Below are 23,185 nucleotides of genomic sequence, written 5' to 3' on the forward strand. Positions count from 1 at the left end.
ATCAGGATGAAAAAAGGGTGATCGAATGAAACGTCTGTTCATTGTTGCACTGGTGGTGCTTCTCGCCGGGTGTGGAGAAGGTGAAAGCCAGGCTGCAAAAGATCTGGAGAAAGTGAACGAGGAAAACAAATCATTGGAAAATAAAATACAGAATGTCAAAAGTGAAAACAGCCAGTTGGAAGAGAATATTGAAACGAAGGAAGATGAACTGGAGGAGCTGCAGCAAAAGGAATCCAGTAATGAAGAATCCAAGGAAGAAGAGGCCGAAGAAGAAACCGGGGAAGGCACTTCGGAAGAATAGCCGCTAAGATTAAACGTCTCTCAAAAGGGAATATATGATATAAATACTTTAGGGAGAGGGATGTTTATGCACGAAGACAAATTCAATATCATTGAAGGAAAAGAAATGACTCTTGAAGCATTGGGCTATGAAATAGAGGAGATCACCGGTATGGCAGTCAGGGATTTTGAAGGGGATGCTTCCCGGTTCGTTTCAAAAAAGCCCAATGCAGATCAGGAATTCGAAACATTCAATGTGAGATATGATTTCAAAGAATCCAATGATTTTGTGGATGTTGTATTCACTACACAGCAGAAAGAAGAGCTGGAAGATTATGATTTCAATGAGAAAGAAGTGAAGGTGCAGCTCATCACTTACAAGAGGATGGATGCTCCACTCGAGAATGAAAGTGAGAAAGTGGAGGAGTAGAGGGATGCCTGCCCTCTTTCTCTTTCATTTTTATGTGATGGAGCCGTGGAACACAGTCATTATATAAATGAGAGAATGGTTGAGGATAAGCATGAAATACATCAAAACGAAACGATTGATATTGCGTGACTGGCAACAGAGCGATATCGATTCTTTCATCAGAATGAACCAGGATCCTGATGTACGCAGGTATTTTCCCGAAAAGCTGTCCAACGAGATATCCAGACAGTTCATCGTTGATGCACAGAAAGATATTGAAGATAGAGGGTTTGGGTTGTTTGCAGTGGAACGGCGGGATACCGGAGAATTCATCGGATTTACAGGCATGCAGGTGCTGGAGGAGGATGGTCCTTTCAGGCTTGAATTCCTTCCTTGCATAGAAATTGGCTGGCGTCTCATGAAGAAGCACTGGAACCAGGGCTTTGCCACTGAAGCGGCAGTCGGGGTCCTCAAATTTGCAGAACGCCATACGGATATCAGAGAAATCTATGGGCTCGCAGCAAAAAGAAATTGGCCCTCGATTCATGTCATGGAAAAAATCGGCATGACCAGAGTGGAGGAGTTCGAGCATCCCTTGATTACCGATGGCCATTCTCTGAAGCGGCATGTTGTGTACAAGTTGGAACTATAAAAAAACGACGTCCTAACGACGTCGTTTTTCTGTTTCGTATGTTCTTATTTCAATTGGTTCGTATGTTTCAAAGCTTTTCAATATTTCATTGGCATCATCCCCGATGAAAAGTTGGCCCATATACTTTTCATCCAGAAATCCTTCTTCAATCAATTTTTCGAAAAGGTGGGTGAGTGCATCAAAGAAATTATTGACATCCAACAGCCCAATCGGTTTTTTCTGGAGTCCAATCTGTCCCCAGGTGAACATTTCGAAAAATTCCTCCATTGTTCCGGCGCCTCCGGGCAACGTAATGATGGCATCGCCGAGCGTCTCCATCCTTGCTTTTCTTTCATGCATACTCTCTACGACTTCCATATGCTGGACTTTGGGATGTGCCATTTCACGGTCTACAAGGAATTGGGGGATGACACCTGTCACAGTGCCACCTTTTGAGAGTGCTCCATCAGCCACAGCCCCCATCAGTCCCACAGCCCCGCCGCCAAAGATGATGCCGATTCCTTTTTCTGCCAATAGTTGGCCGAGCGCATAGGCACGTTCTTCGTATACCGGGTCACCTCCCGTGTGTGCACCACAGAATATGGTGATATTGTTGATTTTCATCGTATGTCACCTCTCTCTATAATAGGGGTCAAAGCTTTGGATGCTACTGTTTGTATTGTTTCCTTCTATGTTTGTTGATTTTCTTTTCAAGTTTCTTTTGTTTCCTGGATTTTCTGATTGCTCCCGGTTCGCCCGTCTTCCTGCCTATAGAGGACATTTGGGACTCATGGAGTGAACGATGCTGGTTGAAAAGTGAATCGTCCTGCTCTGCCCTTTTGTTCGGTGCTTCTGCATTTCTTGGGTCCAGAGTGTTCTTGTGCTCTGTAAACAGTTTTCCGTTCTCGTATTCATCCTCTTCATGCCCTTTTACTTTTTTATCAATCCAGTGGTTGATGTTCTGATTCATGTGGTCCAGCCTTTCCTGTTCATTGTTGTTTTGATCATGTGACTCTCCCTGGATATCGATATCCAGTCTTTCCTCGTCATCTTCGGACAGGCTTGCCCGGTTGTGCGATTGATCGTCATCATATTCTGTGGCGATTCCATAATTGTCGGGGTTGGATTTTTTCTCAGCCCGGGTTTCGGGGCTGCTGGTATCCGGTTCTTTATAGTCATCGGATACCGTCATTGATTGGGACCTGTCTTCCTCATCCGGCACTGAGCCTGATTGCAGGATTTTTGGCACGGCTATCCTGCTCTCGTTCTGCTCCTTCAGCCGATCCTTCCTATGCTTCTCCTTTTCCTTCTCAAATTGTTTGAGCAGGGACTCTTCCTGCTTCAAGCTTTGTTCATATTGTTTTTGATCCTTCTTGTAAGTATGCTGCAGACGTCTGTCGGAAACGACATCACCGACCTTGGAAACCGCCGACTTGCCTGTCTGGTATGTGGATGTGCTTACATTCTTTACCGATTCTGCTGCACTGCTGCCTTTGTCTTTGGCCACATGGTAGACTGTGCTCGATGTCTCCCCGAGCTTCTGCATGTCGGGATGCTCTTTAATCCGTTTTCTTTCATTAAAAAGAGGGACGAGTATAACGGGTAGCAGCGTGGCTGCCATTTTCACTTTATCATTCATTCATCTAACCTCCAGCATCTTCGTATATGATGATTATAATATACCCTTGGAGATCTTTCATTAAACTGTAAACAAATTCGTTTAAATAACGCAGTGTGAAGGTATGGTTATAATAAATGAGGAGGAATGCATGATGAAAACAATTACTGGTCAGATGACGCTTGGTGACGTCGTAACAGAAGTTCCGAAAGCAGGGGATATTTTAAGGAAGCAGAGAATCGATTTTGCCAATGACGGAAACAGGACCCTGAAGGAAGCTGCCCTTGCCCACCAGCTTCCATTGGAAAACCTGCTATATGAAATCAACCGGGAGGGGTCCGCAAACCAGGATGGCATCGATATAAAATATATGGATGAAGAGAGCATCATCAAATATATACAAAGAAAATATCATGAAGATCTGAAGGATGAGCTTCCAGTACTTGAACCCTATGTGGAAAAGATGGTCAAGGAGGATGGAAATCTGGAGGATGTGGAAGACATCTTCCTTAATCTGAAGGCAGCGTTGCTCGATCACACCAGGGATGAAGACGATAATGTCTTTCCAATGCTGAAATCATTCCTCAACAACCCGTCTGAAGATAGGAGGGAGGCCCTCAAACCCCATATAACTGAGCTTGAGGATGAACACCGCAATGCAGCAGAAGCTTTCTGGCGTCTTCGGGAACTGACGAAAGATTATACACCATCAGAAGGGGATTCAGGCATCATCCGCTTCGTCTATCAAAGATTGGAAAAGCTTGAAAAAGGGACCCTCGACCATGTTCACCTTGAGAACAACATTCTTTTCAAAAGGGTGAAGGAAGCGCATTACCAATAAAAAACGCATGAAGACACCCCCGACTTCCTTTGGGAGCGGGGGTGTCTTCATGTGTTTTGTGTATTCCTAGTACCGGCGAGTGGCCTCCTAAATACTCATCTACACCTATTCATTCTCCTGCTTCTTTGGCAGTGTGACGGTGAAGGTTGTACCTTCGCCTTCGCGGCTTTCCACCTCTATCTTACCATGGTGTGATTCTATCAGATGCTTGACTATGGCAAGACCGAGCCCTGTGCCGCCGGAATGGCGGGAGCGCGCCCGGTCAACGCGGTAGAAGCGTTCGAATATGCGGGGGAGGCTCTCTTCCGGGATGCCGATGCCATCATCCTGGATGATGAGTCGGACTTTTTCTACATTCTCTTTCAATGAGACTTTGACAGTCCCACCTTCGGCGGTGTAGTTGATGCCATTGCCCACCAAATTGAGTATGATCTGTCTGAGACGGTCTTCATCCCCCTGCAGATACACATCTTTCGATGGATCAGGGAGCAGCAGCCTTGTCTTCTTCTCCTCGACGGCCCCCTGCAGTGTAACGGAGACTTCGTGGACGAGTGCTGTCATATTGACGGTTTCAAGACTCAGCGGCATTTCCTTCTTCTCTATTTTGGAGAGGTTCAGAAGGTCTTTGATCAGACGGTCGAGCCGTTGGCTTTCATCGTGTATAATCTTGAGGAACTGCCTGGTTGTTTCTTCATCAGTCACTTCCCCACTCATCAGTGTTTCCGAGAATCCTCTGACGGAGGTGACGGGTGTCTTCAGTTCATGGGAGACGTTGGCGACAAAGTCACTGCGCATCTTTTCCAGCCTTCTTATGTCTGTAATATCATGGAGGACGATGATGACCCCCCTCTGCTGCCATCCCTGACCGTAGTAGGGGGCGAGATGGGCATCCATGATGCGTTCCTGAGGATAGTAGGAGTGGACTTCCTCGTGCACCTTTTCGTTACTTTCCAGGACGGTGCGTATATGCGGACTCAGCGCAAAGCGTTCACCGACTTTTTCATAGGGCTGGCCGATGATCTTGTCCTTGTGTTGGGAGAGGAACTTTTCCATCGCCGAGTTCAGCAGTACAACTTTTCCGTCCTGGTTGATGAGCATGACGCCGCTCACCATGTTCGAAATGATGCTCGTGAGCTGCTGTTCATTCTCCTCTATCTCTTTCATCTGCTTCTGAAGGCTGGCGGCAAGTGCATTGATGGAGCGGGAAAGGTCGCCGATTTCTCCTTTTGGCTCTGTATTCACCCGGCTGCTGTAATCGTTCTCCCTGAGGCGTGAAGTGACGTCCATGATGCTGTCGATGGGTCGTGTGATGCTTCTTGCAAGCATCGTGCTCGCGATGGCAGCGATGAGGAACATCAGGCCGAGTGCGACCGACAGGCTGAACCATAGCCTGTTCATGGCGTCATCGATGACTTCCAGGGACACCGAGGTTCTGACTGCCCCTACTGTCTCCCCCTCGGACACAAGGGGAAGGGCAACGTACATCATATTGAAATCCTGGGTGGTGCTGTAGCGGATCGATTCTCCGAATTCCTCCTCCTGCTGAAGCACATCCTGAATTTCAGGACGATCGAAATGATTGTTCATTTCTCCAGGGTCATTTTCGGAATCGGCAAGGACTTCACCCCCCGTATCCACAACTGTAAAGCGCATCTGGATCGGCTGTTCGAAGTTTTGGATGAGATCCTGCAGCTCATCCCGTTCAGAGTAGCTGTCTGAGGCCACGATGAGCTGTGTGACCATCTGTGCATTTTCAACCAGATGACTGCGTGTCATATCCGTATAGGCATTCTTCAAAAGAGCTGCCAGAAAAAAACCGAGGACGACAATCAAAATGAGGATCAGGATGAAGAAGGCGGATGCAATCCTGAACCAGAGGCGCTTCATTCTGCCGGAACCTCAAGCTTATAGCCGAATCCCCGGATGGTCCGGATGTAGGCCGGGCGTTTCGGGTCGGCTTCGATCTTCTCGCGCAGATGGCTGATGTGCACATCGACGATCCGTGTATCACCATCATAGTGGAAGTCCCACACCCCGTTCAGCAATTGATCGCGGCTGAGGACCTTGTTCTTATGGTTTGCGAGATAGAGGAGCAGTTCATATTCCTTCGGAGTGAGTACGAGCTGTTCCCCGCGGGCATATACATCATAAGTATCCGTATGGATTTCGAGTGCCCCGAGCTGGATGACGGCAGATGCGTCATCTGCTGCCTTCTGAGTCTGCGTCCTTCTCAGTATCGCCTTGACGCGTGCCACTACTTCCCGTGGACTGAAGGGCTTTGTCATATAGTCATCAGCACCGAGTTCAAGCCCCAGTATCTTGTCGAATTCCTCATCTTTGGCGGTCAGCATGAGGATGGGCGTATCCACCTTCTCCTGTCTGAGTGTCTTGCAGACATCCATGCCATCCATGCCGGGCAGCATCAGATCCAGTACAATAAGATCGGGTTTTTCAGTCAATGAAAGATCGAGGCCCTGCCGGCCGTCCTCCGCTGTCATCACTTCGTATCCGGCCTTCTCCAGATTGAATTTCATCAATGTAACGATGGATGGTTCGTCATCCACCACGAGGATCTTATGCACAGTAATAGCTCCTTCCATATATATCAGTTTTTTATATCTAATTATCTCAGCCGTTATATTTTACCATGGAGTCACAGAAAATTTGAAAACTTTACATACTTGTCACAATCTTTTTTGGGGGCTTTCGGGAAAAGTAGGAATTTCCCTAATATCATTCTCTCAGGAATAGACAGATAATGGATATATCTTAGAGTCATAGTAGATATTCTGATAGGAGTGGCACAGATGAAGAAATTGTTCGGCCTGAAATTTTTCGAACCGACGGAAAAATTCAACGGCAACTGGTCAATAATGGAAGACAAGAGCAGGGAATGGGAGAAGATGTACCGGCAGCGCTGGAGTCACGATAAAGTCGTGAGGACAACCCACGGTGTAAACTGTACCGGTTCCTGTTCATGGAAGGTTTTCGTCAAGAACGGCATCATCACATGGGAGAACCAGCAGACGGACTATCCTTCCTGCGGTACTGATATGCCCGAGTATGAACCGAGAGGATGCCCACGCGGTGCCTCCTTCTCATGGTATGAATACAGCCCGATGCGCATCAAATTCCCCTATATGAGAGGCAAGCTGTGGCGCCTCTGGCGGACGGCACTGGAAGAGCAGGATGATCCGATCCAGGCATGGGCAAGCATCGTTGAGGATGAAGAGAAGGCGAAGTCCTACAAGCAGGCCAGGGGCATGGGCGGACATGTGCGCGTCACATGGAAGGATGCCACGCAACTGATTGCAGCCCAGCTCATCTACACCATCAGAAAATACGGTCCCGACCGCATTGCAGGCTTCACCCCGATTCCGGCAATGAGCATGATCAGTTACGCAGCAGGGTCAAGATTCATTACTCTGCTCGGTGGAGAGATGCTCAGTTTCTACGACTGGTATGCGGATCTTCCGAATGCTTCCCCTCAAATATGGGGAGAACAGACGGATGTTCCGGAATCAGCGGACTGGTACAACTCCAACTATCTGATGATGTGGGGATCGAACGTTCCATTGACCCGCACACCGGATGCCCACTTCATGACCGAAGTGAGATATAAGGGGACGAAGATCGTTTCCGTCGCACCGGACTATGCGGAGAACGTCAAGTTCGCGGACAACTGGCTCGCTCCAAATCCGGGGACAGATGCGGCAGTCGCACAGGGGATGACGCATGTCATCCTGGACGAATTCTATCACCAGAGGCAGGAGCCGATGTTCATCGACTATGCGAAGCGCTTCACCGATATGCCATTCCTGATCATGCTGGATGATTTCCAGGATACATTGAAGGCAGGCAGATTCCTCAGGGAAAGCGATCTGGGCATCGAATCGACACATGCAGAGTGGAAGCCGGTAATCATGGATGCCAATACGGATGAGCTGATCGCACCGAACGGTACGATGGGGCAGCGCTGGGAGGACGGCAAGCAGTGGAACCTCACACTCGACCGGGAGGACGGCACCGTCATCGATCCGGCGCTCACCGTCGAAGGACATGACGCTGAAGTGATCGAAATCGTCTTCCCATACTTCGACAACGCCGGCAACAGTGTATTCAAACGTCCGATCGCAGCACGGAAAGTGAAGCTTGCAGATGGCACCGAGCGCTATGTGGCGACGATCTATGACCTGATGACGAGCCAGTATGGCGTCAACCGCTTCGGCACTGAAAATGAAGCGCGGGGCTACGATGATGCCGAATCCATCTATACACCGGCATGGCAGGAAGAGATTACAGGCGTGAAACAGTCCCTCATCGTCCAGATCGCCCGTGAGTTTGCACAGAACGCAGTCGATACGGACGGCCGCTCCATGATCATCATGGGTGCCGGCATCAACCACTGGTTCAACTCCGACACCATCTACAGGGCGATTTTGAACCTCGTGATGCTGTGCGGCTGCCAAGGCAAGAACGGCGGCGGCTGGGCGCATTACGTCGGACAGGAGAAGGTGCGGCCTTATGAAGGTTGGGGTCATGTCGCATTTGCGAAGGACTGGCAGGCACCACCACGCCAGCAGAATGCAACCAGCTGGTTCTACTTTGCAACAGAGCAATGGAGATACGAAGAGGCCGGTGCGGACGCACTGCAGTCTCCGACAGCCGAGAAGATCGACTACAGGCACCCTGCGGACTACAACGTACTTGCAGCACGCCTCGGATGGCTTCCGAGCTATCCGCAGTTCAATAAGAGCAGTCTCGAATTTGCCAAGGAAGCCGCTGCCAAAGGAGACGACTCCGATCAGGCCATCATCGACCTGGCTGTCGAACAACTGAAGAATAAGGAAACACGATTTGCGATTGAAGATCCGGGTGCAAAGGAGAACCATCCAAAAACACTGTTCGTCTGGCGCTCCAACCTGATTTCATCTTCTGCAAAAGGGCAGGAATATTTCATGAAGCACCTGCTTGGTGCCAAAAACGGCCTGCTCGCCACACCGAACGATGAATTCGTACCTGAAGAGATCGAATGGCGGGATGATGTCGAAGGAAAACTCGACCTCATGATCGCACTCGACTTCAGGATGACGGCGACACCAATCTATGCGGACATCATACTGCCGGCGGCAACGTGGTACGAGAAGCACGACCTGTCAAGTACAGACATGCACCCGTTCATCCATCCGTTCAACCCTGCCGTCGATCCATTATGGGAGTCCAAATCGGACTGGAACATATTCAAGGACCTGTCGAAAAGATTCACCGACATGGCGAAGGAGCACCTACCGGGCAAACATAAGGATCTTGTCACAGCACCATTGGCCCATGATACGAAACAGGAGATCGCACAGCCCCTGGGCCATGTGAAGGACTGGTCGAAGGGCGAGGTCGAAGCCATCCCGGGCCAGACGATGCCGGGAATGAAGATCGTCGAGCGGGACTACACGGAAGTGTATGACAAATTCATCACCGCCGGACCGCAGTTCAAGACGAACATCGGTGCCCATGGCGTTTCCTTCGATGTGAGCGACCAGTACGAGGAACTGAAGGGCATGCTTGGTGTATACACCGATGGCACAATCAAGGATGGCCTGCCGAAGATGGGCACAGCAAGAAATGTGGCCGATGTCATCCTCCACGTTGCTTCCTGCTCGAATGGGGAAGTGTCCAGGAAGTCCTATGAAAACCTGCAGAATCAGACGGGCATGCCGCTCACAGATATTGCAGCCGAGCGTGAACATGAGAAGATCACATTCAAGAACATTACCGCCCAGCCTCGGGAAGTGCTGCCGACTGCAGTGTTCCAGGGCTACAACAGGCCGGGCAAACGCTACAGTCCATTCACGATAAATATTGAGCACAACGTGCCGTTCAGAACATTGACGGGACGCCAGTCATTCTATCTGGACCATGACATGTTCCTGCAGTTCGGAGAGGCGCTGCCGGTCTACAAGCCGACATTGCCGCCGATGGTGTTCGGCACAAGGGACAAGCAGATCAAAGGGGGCGTCGACAGTCTTGTGCTGAGATACCTGACACCTCACGGCAAGTGGAATATCCACTCCACCTACCAAGACAACCTGCACATGCTGACGCTCTTCAGGGGCGGCCCGACAGTATGGCTGTCAAGGCTCGATGCAGAAGCGCACGACATCAATGATAACGATTGGCTTGAAGTATACAACCGCAACGGCGTGGTCAACGCACGGGCAGTCGTCTCCCACAGAATGCCGAAAGGGACGATGTTCATGTATCACGCACAGGACAAGCATATTGAGATGCCGGGTTCTGAAATTACGGATACAAGGGGCGGCAGCCACAACGCGCCGACGAGAATACACATGAAACCGACACAGATGATCGGGGGATATGCCCAGACAAGCTACGGTTTCAACTACTATGGACCGATAGGGAACCAGAGGGATGTGTATGTGGCAGTAAGAAAAATGAAGGAGGTCAATTGGCTTGAAGATTAAAGCGCAAGTAGCAATGGTGATGAATCTGGACAAGTGCATCGGATGCCATACGTGCAGTGTAACGTGCAAGAGTACATGGACGAACCGACCGGGTGCAGAATACATGTGGTTCAACAACGTGGAGACGAAGCCGGGAATCGGTTACCCGAAACGCTGGGAGGACCAGGAACACTATAAAGGCGGCTGGAAGCTCAAGAACGGCCGTCTTGAACTCAAAAGCGGCACGAAGCTTTCGAAAATCGCCCTCGGGAAGATATTCTACAACCCGGATATGCCTGAGATGAAGGAGTATTATGAGCCATGGACGTACAACTATCACGATCTGATCACTAAAGAGGAGGGCGAGCACAGCCCTGTAGCGAAGGCACACTCCGTCGTTTCCGGAGAAAAGATGGATCTCGAATGGGGACCGAACTGGGAGGATGACCTCGCTGGTGGCCACATTACCGGACCGAAGGACCCGAACATCGAAAAGATTGAAGAGGAAATCAAATTCAACTTCGAACAGACATTCATGATGTACCTGCCGAGACTGTGTGAACACTGCCTGAACCCAAGCTGTGTGGCCAGCTGTCCATCAGGTGCAATGTACAAGCGTGACGAGGACGGCATCGTACTCGTCGACCAGGAAGCATGCCGCGGCTGGCGCTACTGCATGACCGGCTGCCCTTACAAGAAGGTATACTTCAACTGGAAGACCAACAAGGCCGAAAAATGTACATTCTGCTATCCACGTGTGGAAGCGGGACTGCCGACTGTATGTTCAGAGACATGTACAGGCAGAATGCGCTATCTCGGGGTTATGCTCTATGACGCGGACCGTGTGCTTGAAGCGGCATCCGTCGAAGATGACCAGGCTCTGTATGAAGCGCAGCTCGACCTCTTCCTCGATCCAAATGATCCTGAAGTAATCGAACAGGCGGAACGCGACGGCATCTCCGCAGACTGGATTGAAGCGGCCCAAAGCTCGCCGGTATACAAACTGGCAGTGGAATACAAGCTTGCGTTCCCGCTCCACCCGGAATATCGTACAATGCCGATGGTATGGTACTGCCCGCCGCTCAGCCCGATCATGAACTACTTCGAAGGCAAGGACTCCATCAAGAATCCGGATGCCATTTTCCCGGCAATCGAGGAAATGAGAATCCCACTCCAGTATCTAGCGAACATGCTGACTGCCGGAGATGTGGAGCCTGTCAAAGGGGCGCTTCAGAAAATGGCCATGATGAGACAGTATATGAGGGCCATCTCAAGCGGCAAGGATTTTGATGAAACAAGGCTGGAACGTGTCGGCATGAATGCCAATGTAACAAAATCTCTGTACCGCCTGCTGGCAATCGCCAAGTACGAAGACCGCTTCGTCATACCAAGTTCCCACAGGGAGCAGTATGCAGACCCATACCGTTCACAGGGCAGCAGCGGCTTCGGTTTCGGTGGATCGGACTGTGACGGATGTGGACCATCCCTTGCACAGGCATCAGTAGCAAAATCTGGTAAGGAAGTCTATGAAGAGAACTTCTACGGGGGAATATGGCGTGATTAATCTCGAGAAATTATATGATTACAAGGAATCATTCGGATTCTTTGCAAACCAGCTCACATATCCTGAAAAACTGGACTTTCATCCAAGGGAATTCGAGGGGGCTTTCTGGGAAGGCCACCCCGCCTACCCTTACGTTCAGCAGTATTGGGAGGATATGCATGAAATAGGCCTGGATGATATCCAGCAGGTCTATACGCAGACATTCGACTTCGACAAGCATACGAATCTGTATATGACGTACTTCAAATTTGAAGATCAGAAAGAACGCGGGCAGATGCTCGCCAAGCTCAAAGTGCTGTATGAGATGTTCGGTCTGAAGATGCCGGACAACGAACTGAGCGATTATCTTCCATTGATGCTCGAATTTCTCTATGCCGCAGACTGGCGTGGGGACGACCGGGCGAAAGAGAGCATGGCACTGCTCATCATGGTACTTGAAGATGGCACCTACCACATCATCCAGGCGCTTGAGAAGAACAAAAGTCCATATTTCAATCTGATCAAGGGGCTGAGGGAAACATTCAAGACGTGTGTGGAAGTGTCGGAGAAAGAGGGCGTGGAAAATGATTGACCAATTTCTATGGGTGATTTTCCCATACCTGTGTGTGGCGGTTTTTGTAGTCGGCCACATCTGGCGATATAGAATTGACCAATTTGGATGGACCGCCAAATCGAGTGAGTTCATCGAAAAGAAGCAGCTGATGGTCGGAAGCATCCTGTTCCACTTTTCCGTCATCCCCGTCTTCTTCGGCCATGTGGTCGGCCTGCTGATTCCAGCGCGCTGGCTGGAAGCCGTAGGTGTGACCGAGCATCTCTATCACCTGGGGGCGGTCTATGTTGGAGGATTCTTCGGCATCGTGATGCTCCTCGGCATGATCATCCTCACTTTCCGCCGCATTACAAAGCGGTCGGTGCGGAGACTGAGTTCGGCATCTGACATCATGGTCAACTTCCTCCTGCTGTTCATCACTTTCATCGGTGTATATGCCACACTCGTGACAAATGCAGTCGTCACCGATTTCGACTATCGTGCCTCAATTTCTGTATGGCTGCGGGGACTGCTGATCTTTTCACCAGATGCGAATCTGATGACAGATGTGCCATTGACCTTTAAAATACATGTGATCACTGGATTCCTGATTTTTGCATTATGGCCTGCGACACGTCTCGTGCACGCATGGAGTCTGCCTTTCAACTATGTGGGCAGAAGCTATGTCGTCTACCGCAAGAACAGATAGCAGAGGGGATCTCCTTGAGATGGAGGAGTAGTATGATGGTAGAGAAAATTGAAACTGTCCTGACGGACATGAAGGAAATGTTCGGTTTCGATATAGTGGCACTGACGGATGTAAAAAACAGACGTGGCCAATATATGGTCAAGTGGAAATACAATATCGGCAGTACGAACATCCGGTGGAGGAAAATTGCGCTTCCCAGCGGCAAAGGGGTGCCGGGTGCCGTGATGAAGACCGGCAAATCCATGATTATAGAAGATGTTGAAGATACAGAAATAGCGACCAGCCTTTTCCGCTATCCCATACTCAGAATGGAAAGGTTGAAGAGCTTTGTCGCCATTCCCATATGGAATGACGACGAAGAGGTTATAGGCATTCTGCTGATGGGTAATAGAAGGAAAAGGGCGTTTACAGAAATGGATTATGAAAAGATCAAGCACCATGTTGAAACGACCCTCAGACAACAAATATTGAAAGAGCTGATGGTTAATGAATAATTCCAGCCTGGTCACTTTGCTTGAGGCAATGTTCCACCAGTCAAAAGAAATGATCCTGTTCGTCAATAACGATGGTGAAATCGTATATATGAATGCACATGCAGCAGAGACTCTGGATGACACCAACTATGACAAGAGCCAGTTCCAGCATATATGCACGCATTGCCAGGGCATGTATGCAAGCGGGGGGCGTGTGGAGTGCAACAACTGTTATCTGCATGTCGATGAGAAGGTATCCTTCCAGGTCTATATGCGTACGAGGGAAGGGGAGGTTGTCCCTTTCATCGCCAACTTCCAGCGTATCGATCCGGAAAACGACATCAGTGTATTCACCCTGAACCCATTGGCTGAACAGCTGAAGACACAGGAAATTGAACACCAGAAAAGACTGACGCAGCGCATCATCCATGCACAGGAAGGTGAGCGGAAACGGATTTCGAGAGATCTTCATGACGGCGTCACCCAGGAACTGCTCAATGTACTTCTCGAAATGCGGCTCTTCAAGTATATCGAGGACCGTGATGAGCTCAACGAGAAGATGATGAAGTCGGAAGAGTCCCTGAGTCGTCTGCTCGACTATGTCAGGAACATTTCGGTGGAGCTGCGCCCGGCGAGCCTCGATGACCTTGGGATAGAGGCGGCACTCAAAACGCATTTCAAGTGGATTGAAAAGCAGTACGGCATCACTGTGAACTGCGAACTCGACATCAGACAAAAACGCTTCAATCCGGAAGTCGAGACCGTCCTTTACCGCATCATCCAGGAAGCGATATTCAACGCCGCCAAGTATGCCGATATCGATATGGTCGATGTCAGGCTCGAGGAAATCGACAACGGGGCGGATCATCATATCAGCTTTGAAATAGAAGATTCCGGTCTGGGCTTCCGTACTGGGGATACACCAATCGGTACGGGCCTCGGTCTCTTCGGCATGTCGGAGCGGGCCAGCAGTGTAGGCGGTACTGTCAGTGTGGACAGTGCCCCCGGAAAAGGCACCAGGGTGTTCGGTTCCATTCCAGTTTAGGAGGAGATAGCATGAAAATTGTCATTGCTGATGATCATGCGGTTGTCCGTACAGGCTTCAGCATGCTGATCAACTATCAGCCGGATATGGAAGTGGTCGGCACAGCAGCTGACGGCAGGCAGGCTTTTGACAAGGTGAAAGAACTCGGGCCGGATGTGCTCCTGATGGATCTCAGCATGCCTCCAGGAGAATCCGGCCTTTTTGCTGCCAGCCGCATCCATGATGCATTTCCTGATATAAAGATACTCATTTTGACGATGTATGATGACGAAGAATATATTACGCATACTTTCAAAAGCGGGGCAAAAGGCTATATTCTGAAGAATTCACCGGATGAGGAACTGATCAAGGCGATCAGGGCAGTGCATGATGGGGACAGGTACATCGACCCGGTGCTCATGGACGAGAATATGGAAAAGCTCCTCAACGATGAAGAGGTTCCGGGGAAACTCGGTGAACCCTTCAGCGTCCTCACCAAGCGGGAACTTGAAATCCTGCCGCTTGTCGCCAAAGGATATGGCAACAAGGATATTGCCGAAATGCTGTTTGTTTCCGTGAAGACTGTGGAGGCACACAAGGCGAGAATCATGGAGAAACTTGGTCTGGCCACACGTCCTGAACTTGTAGAATACGCCATGAAGAAAAAACTGATAGATTTTTGAATGTAGGTGAATGTAATGGTAGAGCAGGAACAGTTTCAATTTAAAGTGAAGGCATTGCGTGTATTGGAGAACGAACACAGGTATTTGAAGTACTTGATGAATGATTGGTTCCAACTGGTGCTCAAGTTTGAACATGAGGATGTCAAAAGCCGTCTCGAAGGCCTGATGGTCATAAAGGACCTTAGGGAGAAGCTCACTGCATTCGAAAAGCCCCTGAAGCGGCACCAGGCTAAGGAGGAGCAGTACTTCTTTCCGATGCTCGGCGCCTATATCGGAATGGAGCAGGGGCCGATCCTTTCGATAGAAGAGGAGCACCAGGAAATCGATGCCTATATCGAGCACTTTTTCCATCATTCCATGCATGATATGAATGAAATGTCGCTGGAGAGCATGAATGAAATGGTCAAGGATGTCATGGAAGCATACGAGGTGCTGATGGTACATATGGTGAAAGAGGAATCCGTCCTGTTTACTATGGCGGACAGGGTACTCAAAGCAGTCGATGAGGAAGTGCTGCTGGAGCAGGTGAATACGCTGATTACTGAATGATGGAGGCGTGCTGAGCCGCAAATATAGGGTTTTCCCTTCTTACAGAGATTGCCATCCAGATTATATAATACATTTGTAAATAAAATCACAATCTAAAGTAAGTGAGGTTGGTCCGTATGAATGAAAACATGGGCAAAAAACAGCTGGTCCTCCAGACATTCAGCCTGTTGGCTGGGTTCATGGTATGGACACTGCTGGCTCCACTGTTCCCGGAAATTGTAGAGGATATACCGGAGGCTGCCGAACAGCAGGCGATCATCGTTGCGCTGCCGGTGATACTGGGTTCCATACTGCGTATACCCTTCGGCATATTCGCCAATAAGATAGGGGCGCGCATCGTATTCCTGTTCAGCTTCATCTTCCTGCTGATTCCCGTATTCTACCTGAGCATCGCATCCACACCGACGGATCTGATGATTGCAGCTGTATTTCTCGGCATCGGTGGTGCGACGTTCAGCATCGGCGTGACAAGTCTTCCCAAATACTATCCGAAAGAGAAGCATGGCTTCGTCAACGGGGTATACGGCATGGGCAATATCGGTACTGCGGTGACGAGCTTCGGTGCTCCGGCGCTGGCACTCGCCTTCGGCGGCTGGCAGGCGGCAGTGCAGACATATCTCGTCGTATTGGCACTCTTCGCCATTCTGCAATTCATACTTGGTGACAAGCAGGAGAAGAAGGTCAACCTGCCACTCGGAAAACAGTTCAGGGAAGTCATCAGGGACTACAAGTTCTACTTCTTCAACCTGTGGTACTTCATCACATTTGGTGCATTTGTGGCTTTCGGCCTCTTCCTGCCTGGATTTCTTACAGACGAGGCACTGTTCGGTCTGACGACGCTTGATGCCGGCGTCAGGACGGCGGTATTCATCATCATAGCGACGCTGCTCAGACCTGTCGGTGGACTGATTGGGGACAAATTCAATGCACTGCATGCCCTGATCATCACATTCATCGGCCTGACACTTTCCGGTCTGCTGCTGGCGTTCACGTATAACTTCATCTTCCTGTTTACAGTCGGCAGCCTGCTGGCGGCGGTGTGTGCAGGCATCGGAAACGGCCTCGTATTCAAGTTCGTTCCGACATACTTTTCGAAACAAGCAGGCATCAGCAACGGCTTTGTTGCCATGATGGGTGGACTCGGCGGCTTCTTCCCACCGATCGTCATCGATCAGACGCACAACATGACGGGAAGCTACGCTCTGGGGTTCATACTCCTGTCCGTCTTCTGTGTCATCGCCCTGTTTACAATGTTCTACATGAATAGTACGCTTAAGAAAAATGAACCGGTATGAGAGTGATAATATGGAACGCTATTCCAGACAGATGCTTTATAACAGAATAGGATTGGAAGGACAGCGCCTCATTGCGTCCCGGACGATACTCATCGTCGGGACCGGGGCGCTTGGTTCTCTTTCGAGTGAACTGCTGGCGCGTGCAGGGGTGGGGAAGCTCATCCTGATCGACCGGGATTATGTGGAACATTCCAACCTGCAGCGCCAGACGCTGTATACGGAAAGTGATGCGGATGAGAAGAAGCCGAAAGTGATTGCGGCCAAGGAAAGGCTGCTGGAAATACGTCCGGATCTTGAAATCGACGCCCATATCGCACATTGTGACGGGCCGCTTCTCGAGAGTCTCGCCGGGGAGGCGGATCTGCTTCTCGACGGCACCGACAATTTCGATACACGTCTCCTGATCAATGATGTGGCCTACAAGTACGGCAAGCCGTGGGTATATGCAGCATGTGTGGAAGCATCCTACAGCAGCTGCGGTTTTGTACCGGGCGCAACACCCTGCTACCGCTGTCTCGTGCCGGTGCTGCCGACTACGACATTGACATGCGACACGGCCGGCATCATAGCGCCGGCTGTCCAGATGGCGGTGGCCGAACAGGTCACCACAGCCCTGAAGATATTGACGGAACAGTATGAAGCGCCGTTCTATATGCGCATCGGAAATGTATGGGATATGGATCATATGAAATACCGCATCGACGGCATGAAGGAAGCGCATTGTGATACATGCGGGGAAACCCCGGCCTATCCGGCTCTCGATATGAAGGCCGATATGGCGATGCGCCTGTGCGGAAGGGATACGGTCCAGGTGATGGATGACCGCATTACCGAAGCGGCGGTGGCCCATGCGGTGGACCACCTTGGCACGGCTGTGAACCGGACGCCGTACTTCCAGGAATTCCATTATGACGGCTACCGTTTCGTGTGCTTCAAAAACGGACGGATGCTGATCCATGGTCTGGATGAAATGAACAAGGCGAAGACACTCGTCAACCAACTGTTTGGCTAGGAGGATACTTATGAGCATCATCGGCAGAATCGATCGGGACATCAAAGTGGGCGTCATCACAATCAGTGATACGCGGACGAAGGATACGGACAAGGGTGGACGCGAGGTCATGCATCATCTGGAGCAGCTCAATACTGTTCTGGAGGCATCGGACTACAGGATTGTAAAGGATGATGCAGGAGAAATCACCGAGGCCATCCATCATATGGTGGACCGGGGGCTCGACGCCATCATCACGACCGGGGGCACGGGCATCGCCCGCCGGGACGTGACGATTGAGGCACTGAGGCCGCTGTTCGACAAGGAGATTGAAGGATTCGGTGAAATCTTCAGGATGCTGAGCTTCACCGAAGATATCGGGTCACGCAGCATTCTCTCCCGGGCTGTGGCCGGGACCGTAGGACGGACGGCAATCTTTGCACTGCCCGGTTCGACGGGAGCGGTGAAGCTCGGCATGGAGCGGCTGATTGTGCCTGAACTGAACCATTTTGTGCATGAACTCAACAAATAAAGCGTGCCCCTTGGGGCACGCTTTATTTGTCCATATGGTAGTCTCCGGATTTTCCTCCGGTTTTTGATACGAGCGCCGTATCATGGATGACCATGCCCTTGTCTATGGCTTTGCACATATCATAGACGGTGAGGGCGGCGGCGCTGGCGGCAGTGAGTGCCTCCATCTCCACACCTGTGCGTCCGGTCGTCCTGACGGTCGCCTCGATATGGAGGAAATGCCCCTCCTCAAGATTCCAATAGAACGATATGTCGACACCGGACAGGGGAAGTGGATGGCACATCGGGATGATCTGATGTGTATTTTTGGCTGCCATGATGCCGGCAACCTGTGCAACGGACAGGACATCGCCCTTTTTGACGGTGCCGCCGGCAATCGCCTGATGAATCTCTTCCGACACGCCAAGGATGCTTCTGGCAACGGCTGTCCTGCTCGTCACCTCCTTATCCGAGACGTCGACCATACGGGCTCTGCCTTCCGGGTTGAAATGAGTGAATTCCGACATTTGAATCTTCCTTTCTAGTACAATGAGTATAACAGAATACACAAGATGAAAGTAGTGATGAAATGAACCTGAATCGCACACCCATCCCCGTGACGGAAGCGGTGGACAGAGTGATCGACCGCATAAAACCCCTGGCCGTGGAAACGGTATCCCATACAGAAAGCTATGGGCGTATTCTTGGGGAAGATCTGAAGGCGACCATGGATGTACCACTGTTCGACAAATCCGCGATGGACGGTTTTGCCATCCGCGCTGAAGACAGCACCGGGGCATCCGGGGGAAATAGAATCGAATTTGAAGTTGTCGCCGAGGTGCCGGCCGGATCCACAAGCGACTATGAATTGAAGCCGAATGAGGCATTCCGCATCATGACCGGCGCACCAGTGCCTGAGAGTGCGGATGCTGTGGTCATGTTTGAACAGACGCGCCAGACGGGAAATACATTTACTGTAAGGAAAAACTTCGAAGCCGGAGAAAATATCGCAATCAGAGGCGAGGAATGCAGGGAGGGCGAGGTCATCGTGCCCCGAGGGACCTTCATCAACCCGGGCACCGTGGCCACGCTTGCGACATTCGGCTACAAGAATGTGAGGGTATACCGGCAGCCGGTCGTCGGGATACTTGCAACCGGCAGCGAACTAGTGGACATCGATGCTCCGCTTGAGCCCGGGAAGATACGGAATTCCAACGGACCGATGATCTTGAGTCAGCTCAAACGGATGAATATCGAGGGGCGCATGTATGCCCTGGAAGCGGACGACTTCGATGCGCTTCTTGCGAGGGTGCGTGAAATGCTTGGGGAAGTGGATGCAATCATCACCACCGGTGGTGTATCCGTCGGTGACTATGACCACCTTCCAAAGCTCTATGAAGCACTGGGCGCTGTGGAGCTGTTCAACAAGGTCGGCATGAGGCCCGGCAGTGTCACGACGGTAAGCATGCTTGAAGATACACCGCTCTTCGGCCTGAGTGGAAATCCGTCCGCCTGCTATACGGGATTCGAACTCTTCGCACGGCCTGCCCTCCTGAAGATGATGGGGCACGACCGCATCCATGCACCGATTTTGCAGGCAGTGCTTGATGGCGACTTCAAAAAGGCGAATCCATTCACCCGCTTCGTCCGGGCGGAGGTCAACTACCGCGACGGCCAGGTATATGCCAGGCCGGCCGGATTCAACAAATCGAATGCGGTCACTTCCATTGCGAGAAGCAACGGCATCATCGTACTGCCCGGTGGGACAAGGGGATACGCAGAAGGGGATGGTGTCAAAGTCATGATGACCGATATGACGACGGGCACTGCACATTTCGAGCTATGAAGATTCTGCAGGTCGTCGGCTTCAAGAATACCGGGAAGACGACCCTGATCCGGCGCATGGTGGCACTGCTGAAAGCACAGGGCAGGAGTGTCGCGGTCATCAAGCACCACCATCTGGATGAGGGCATCATTGATGAAGATACGGATACCGGCAAGTTCCTCTCGGAAGGTGCGGATGTCACGATACTCAACACACCGGGTATGACGATGCGGACAGAAAATCTGCAACCGTCCCTCGACGCCCAGATTGCACAATTGTCAGAAGACGTCGATGTATTGTTGATAGAAGGATACAAGCGTGAGGAATATCCCAAAATCGTACTGATCCACTCTTTTACGGATGGTCACACAAATGTAGATAAAATAGGGATTCGGAATGTTTTAAAGCATGCCGATATGCGGTATGATGAGGGTAATATTATCCAATGGTTTGATGAATGGAGTTCTGATGATGAAACAGTTTGAAGTAGTCGAAGCACCGATTGACATCAATCGGTATCACGAATATACAATAGATGAAAAGCAGGGCGCCGTGTGCATGTTCACCGGCCATGTCAGGGAATGGACGAAAGGGACGCGGACCGTACATTTGGAGTATGAAGCGTACAAACCGATGGCGGAGAAGAAGCTCGCCCAGATCGGGGAGGAAATCAGCGAACGCTGGCCGGGTGTCCGGACGACGATTGCGCATCGTGTCGGCAAGCTCGAAATTTCGGATATCGCAGTCGTCATTGTGACCAGTGCCCCGCACAGGAAGGACAGCTACCGGGCCAATGAATATGCGATCGAACGCATCAAGGAGATCGTCCCCATCTGGAAGAAGGAAGTATGGGAAGACGGAGAAGAATGGATGGGCGACCAGCGCCAGTACCATCCAAGCTTGGAGGAGAAATGATATGAAAGTAATGCTGTTTGCAGGACTGAAGGAAAAGACCGGCGAAAGCCGCATCACATTGAATACGCCCGGCGCCATGACGGCGGGCGAACTGAAACAGGCGATATACGCGCAGTTCCCATCACTCGAAGGGGATGTGTTCCAGGTGGCCTGCAACGAGTCATTCGTGAAGGATGACCAGGTCGTGAATGAAGACGATGAGGTTGCATTGATTCCACCAGTGAGTGGCGGATGACAGAGACGATCGGCGTCGTATTGGCCGGCGGCAACTCAACACGTTTCGGAGAGGACAAGGCATTCTTCGAACTGGAGGGGAAGGCAATGTACAGACATGCAGCCGGAGCCCTCGAGGCGGCCGGCGTATGTGATCGCATAGTCGTCAGTACGAATGACCGGCTGAAAACATGTTTCAGTGACTATCAGACAGTTGTAGACCACCCGGAATTCCGGGATCAGGGCCCCCTCGGGGGACTTTATGCACTGTCGGCATCCTTTCCGGAGTGCAGACTGCTAGTCGTGACATGTGATACTCCGTATGTTTCGCCACCATGGCTGCGCATTCTACACGACTGGGCGGCCGGCCACGATGAGGCAATCATCGTCACGAAGGAAGCGGAACGCCTCCACCCGCTTATCGCGGTGTACCAGGGGAACGGACTGGCTGGAACCATCAGACAGCTGCTGGAAGAAAATCGCCGGAGCATGCGCGCTTTATTTGAAAAGAGGGAAATAATCGAAGTGGATGCAGGCCTTCATGACATCGATAACAGGACACTCATGAATATAAACAGAAAGACGGACATTCACTGAGGAGGAATACTATGGTAGAAAGTATTACAGATAAATTTGGCAGACCAATCCGCGATTTGAGAATATCAGTGACTGACCGCTGCAACTTCAGGTGCCGCTACTGCATGCCGAAGGAGATTTTCGGTGACGACTTCGAATTCATGAAGAAGGACGAACTCCTGTCTTTTGAAGAATTGGAGCGCATCGCAAAGATCTATGCTTCCCTCGGTGTCAAAAAGCTCCGGATTACAGGAGGGGAACCCCTGTTGAGGAAAGATCTGCACGAGCTGATCGCCCGGCTCGACAGGATAGAGGGCATCGAGGACATCGGGATGACGACAAACGGACTGCTGCTCAAAAAGCATGGCAAGAAGCTGTATGATGCGGGTCTCAGAAGGCTCAACATCAGTCTGGACGCCATGGACGACGAGCTCTTCGGCCAGATCAACGACCGCGGCATCGGGACCTCCAGGATCATCGAGCAGATCGAGTACGCCCTGTCGCTCGGCTTTGAAATAAAGATCAACATGGTCGTCCAGAAAGGGCTGAACGAACATGAAATACTGCCGATGGCCCGATTCTTCAAGAAAATGCCCGTCACTCTTAGGTTTATAGAATTCATGGATGTGGGTAATGATAATGGCTGGAACTTTGATAAGGTGATCACGAAAAAGGAAATCCTCGCCATGCTGGAGGAGGAGTTCGATATCGAACCTCTGAACCCTGCCTATTACGGTGAAGTCGCAAAGGTCTACCGCCACAAGGATGCAGAATCCTACCTCGGTTTCATCACAAGCGTGTCGGAGAGCTTCTGTTCCACCTGTACGCGCGCAAGGCTTTCATCAGACGGCAAGTTCTATGGCTGCCTGTTTGCTGTGGATGGTTTCGACATCAAACAGATCATGCGGGCGGGCATCTCGGATGCCGAACTGGTTGAAGTGCTGACAGGTGTATGGAACAAGAGGGATGACCGCTATTCGGACCTCAGGACGGAAATTACAGCGGAAAACCGGCGCAAACGGAACAAAATCAATATGAGCTATATAGGTGGCTGAGGAAACGTGAAGTATATCTTCACGTTTTTTGTCGATAG

General features: G+C 50.8%; 26 protein-coding genes. 21 read left to right on the plus strand and 5 right to left on the minus strand.

The genetic code is table 11. The features are described from left to right. The first annotated feature begins 25 nt into the window (after positions 1-25). The 3 genes from BO53_RS0108350 (at position 26) to BO53_RS0108360 (ending at position 1,340) form a co-directional block, all read left to right on the plus strand. Positions 26-301 (plus strand): hypothetical protein, encoded by a 276-nt coding sequence (locus BO53_RS0108350; RefSeq protein WP_031547223.1) that lies wholly within the window; start codon positions 26-28, stop codon positions 299-301. A 66-nt stretch (positions 302-367) separates the two neighbouring features. Next, a complete protein-coding gene (locus BO53_RS0108355) occupies positions 368-709 on the plus strand; it encodes a hypothetical protein (RefSeq protein WP_031547224.1) in 342 nt (113 codons plus the stop codon). A gap of 91 nt (positions 710-800) precedes the next feature. Beyond that, positions 801-1,340, plus strand: a complete 540-nt coding sequence (locus BO53_RS0108360; RefSeq protein WP_031547226.1) for a GNAT family N-acetyltransferase — start codon at positions 801-803, stop codon at positions 1,338-1,340. 12 nt (positions 1,341-1,352) lie between these two features. On the opposite strand, the gene BO53_RS0108365 is transcribed toward BO53_RS0108360, so the two are convergent. Then, positions 1,353-1,943, minus strand: coding sequence for an LOG family protein (locus BO53_RS0108365; RefSeq protein ID WP_031547227.1), 591 nt, complete (start codon positions 1,941-1,943; stop codon positions 1,353-1,355). A gap of 43 nt (positions 1,944-1,986) precedes the next feature. After that, positions 1,987-2,958: a hypothetical protein gene (locus tag BO53_RS0108370; protein WP_031547231.1), complete on the minus strand. Its 972-nt coding sequence runs from the start codon at positions 2,956-2,958 to the stop codon at positions 1,987-1,989. A gap of 133 nt (positions 2,959-3,091) precedes the next feature. Between BO53_RS0108370 and BO53_RS0108375 the strand changes: the two genes are divergently transcribed. Then, positions 3,092-3,778, plus strand: coding sequence for a DUF542 domain-containing protein (locus BO53_RS0108375; protein WP_031547233.1), 687 nt, complete (start codon positions 3,092-3,094; stop codon positions 3,776-3,778). A gap of 105 nt (positions 3,779-3,883) precedes the next feature. Here the strand turns inward: BO53_RS0108375 and pnpS are convergent, their stop codons facing one another. Both pnpS and BO53_RS0108385 read right to left on the minus strand, forming a co-directional pair. Continuing rightward, a complete protein-coding gene (gene pnpS, locus BO53_RS0108380) occupies positions 3,884-5,665 on the minus strand; it encodes a two-component system histidine kinase PnpS (RefSeq protein ID WP_031547234.1) in 1,782 nt (593 codons plus the stop codon). Continuing rightward, positions 5,662-6,360 carry a response regulator transcription factor gene (locus BO53_RS0108385; protein ID WP_031547236.1) on the minus strand — a complete coding sequence of 233 codons (699 nt, stop codon included), beginning with the start codon at positions 6,358-6,360 and terminating at the stop codon, positions 5,662-5,664. Before BO53_RS0108385 ends, pnpS begins: the two co-directional genes overlap by 4 nt. Before the next feature lie 225 nt (positions 6,361-6,585). Between BO53_RS0108385 and BO53_RS0108390 the strand changes: the two genes are divergently transcribed. The 11 genes from BO53_RS0108390 to BO53_RS0108440 all read left to right on the plus strand — a co-directional run bounded on the left by BO53_RS0108390 (position 6,586) and on the right by BO53_RS0108440 (position 18,585). Then, positions 6,586-10,257, plus strand: coding sequence for a nitrate reductase subunit alpha (locus BO53_RS0108390; protein ID WP_031547238.1), 3,672 nt, complete (start codon positions 6,586-6,588; stop codon positions 10,255-10,257). Then, positions 10,247-11,800 carry a nitrate reductase subunit beta gene (gene narH, locus BO53_RS0108395; RefSeq protein WP_031547239.1) on the plus strand — a complete coding sequence of 518 codons (1,554 nt, stop codon included), beginning with the start codon at positions 10,247-10,249 and terminating at the stop codon, positions 11,798-11,800. The genes BO53_RS0108390 and narH overlap by 11 nt, the downstream gene beginning before the upstream one ends. Beyond that, entirely contained in the window at positions 11,793-12,371 is a 579-nt protein-coding gene (gene narJ / locus BO53_RS0108400) for a nitrate reductase molybdenum cofactor assembly chaperone (protein WP_031547241.1), read from the plus strand. The genes narH and narJ overlap by 8 nt, the downstream gene beginning before the upstream one ends. Next, positions 12,364-13,038 (plus strand): respiratory nitrate reductase subunit gamma, encoded by a 675-nt coding sequence (gene narI / locus BO53_RS0108405; RefSeq protein WP_031547243.1) that lies wholly within the window; start codon positions 12,364-12,366, stop codon positions 13,036-13,038. The genes narJ and narI overlap by 8 nt, the downstream gene beginning before the upstream one ends. Positions 13,039-13,070: 32 nt before the next feature. Then, positions 13,071-13,532, plus strand: a complete 462-nt coding sequence (locus BO53_RS0108410; RefSeq protein WP_051683071.1) for a GAF domain-containing protein — start codon at positions 13,071-13,073, stop codon at positions 13,530-13,532. Further along, entirely contained in the window at positions 13,525-14,556 is a 1,032-nt protein-coding gene (locus BO53_RS0108415; RefSeq protein ID WP_031547247.1) for a sensor histidine kinase, read from the plus strand. Before BO53_RS0108410 ends, BO53_RS0108415 begins: the two co-directional genes overlap by 8 nt. Before the next feature lie 11 nt (positions 14,557-14,567). Then, complete coding sequence (locus BO53_RS0108420) at positions 14,568-15,218, plus strand: response regulator (protein ID WP_031547248.1); 651 nt, start codon at positions 14,568-14,570, stop codon at positions 15,216-15,218. A 15-nt stretch (positions 15,219-15,233) separates the two neighbouring features. Next, complete coding sequence (locus BO53_RS0108425; RefSeq protein ID WP_031547249.1) at positions 15,234-15,767, plus strand: hemerythrin domain-containing protein; 534 nt, start codon at positions 15,234-15,236, stop codon at positions 15,765-15,767. Between the two features lie 116 nt (positions 15,768-15,883). Further along, on the plus strand, positions 15,884-17,062 hold the full coding sequence (locus BO53_RS0108430) for a nitrate/nitrite transporter (RefSeq protein WP_031547250.1): 1,179 nt from the start codon (positions 15,884-15,886) through the stop codon (positions 17,060-17,062). A 10-nt stretch (positions 17,063-17,072) separates the two neighbouring features. Beyond that, on the plus strand, positions 17,073-18,074 hold the full coding sequence (locus BO53_RS0108435; RefSeq protein WP_031547251.1) for a ThiF family adenylyltransferase: 1,002 nt from the start codon (positions 17,073-17,075) through the stop codon (positions 18,072-18,074). Positions 18,075-18,084: 10 nt separating this feature from the next. Continuing rightward, positions 18,085-18,585: a MogA/MoaB family molybdenum cofactor biosynthesis protein gene (locus tag BO53_RS0108440; RefSeq protein WP_031547252.1), complete on the plus strand. Its 501-nt coding sequence runs from the start codon at positions 18,085-18,087 to the stop codon at positions 18,583-18,585. A gap of 22 nt (positions 18,586-18,607) precedes the next feature. On the opposite strand, the gene moaC is transcribed toward BO53_RS0108440, so the two are convergent. Further along, positions 18,608-19,090: a cyclic pyranopterin monophosphate synthase MoaC gene (gene moaC, locus BO53_RS0108445; protein ID WP_031547253.1), complete on the minus strand. Its 483-nt coding sequence runs from the start codon at positions 19,088-19,090 to the stop codon at positions 18,608-18,610. 62 nt (positions 19,091-19,152) lie between these two features. On the opposite strand from moaC, the gene BO53_RS0108450 reads away from it, so the two are divergent. The 6 genes from BO53_RS0108450 to moaA are packed head-to-tail and all read left to right on the plus strand — an operon-like array spanning position 19,153 to position 23,147. After that, a complete protein-coding gene (locus tag BO53_RS0108450; protein WP_031547254.1) occupies positions 19,153-20,409 on the plus strand; it encodes a molybdopterin molybdotransferase MoeA in 1,257 nt (418 codons plus the stop codon). Further along, complete coding sequence (gene mobB, locus BO53_RS0108455) at positions 20,406-20,873, plus strand: molybdopterin-guanine dinucleotide biosynthesis protein B (RefSeq protein WP_031547256.1); 468 nt, start codon at positions 20,406-20,408, stop codon at positions 20,871-20,873. Before BO53_RS0108450 ends, mobB begins: the two co-directional genes overlap by 4 nt. Next, positions 20,860-21,303 (plus strand): molybdenum cofactor biosynthesis protein MoaE, encoded by a 444-nt coding sequence (locus tag BO53_RS0108460; protein WP_031547258.1) that lies wholly within the window; start codon positions 20,860-20,862, stop codon positions 21,301-21,303. Before mobB ends, BO53_RS0108460 begins: the two co-directional genes overlap by 14 nt. Before the next feature lies 1 nt (position 21,304). Beyond that, positions 21,305-21,538, plus strand: a complete 234-nt coding sequence (moaD, locus tag BO53_RS0108465; RefSeq protein ID WP_031547259.1) for a molybdopterin converting factor subunit 1 — start codon at positions 21,305-21,307, stop codon at positions 21,536-21,538. Next, complete coding sequence (gene mobA / locus BO53_RS0108470) at positions 21,535-22,113, plus strand: molybdenum cofactor guanylyltransferase (protein ID WP_031547261.1); 579 nt, start codon at positions 21,535-21,537, stop codon at positions 22,111-22,113. The genes moaD and mobA overlap by 4 nt, the downstream gene beginning before the upstream one ends. A gap of 11 nt (positions 22,114-22,124) precedes the next feature. Beyond that, the gene (gene moaA / locus BO53_RS0108475) at positions 22,125-23,147 is read left to right on the plus strand and encodes a GTP 3',8-cyclase MoaA (RefSeq protein WP_031547262.1); all 1,023 of its coding nucleotides are present in this window, start codon (positions 22,125-22,127) and stop codon (positions 23,145-23,147) included. Positions 23,148-23,185 lie beyond the last annotated feature (38 nt).

This window comes from Salinicoccus luteus DSM 17002 (genome assembly GCF_000712035.1).
Lineage (GTDB): Bacteria > Bacillota > Bacilli > Staphylococcales > Salinicoccaceae > Salinicoccus > Salinicoccus luteus.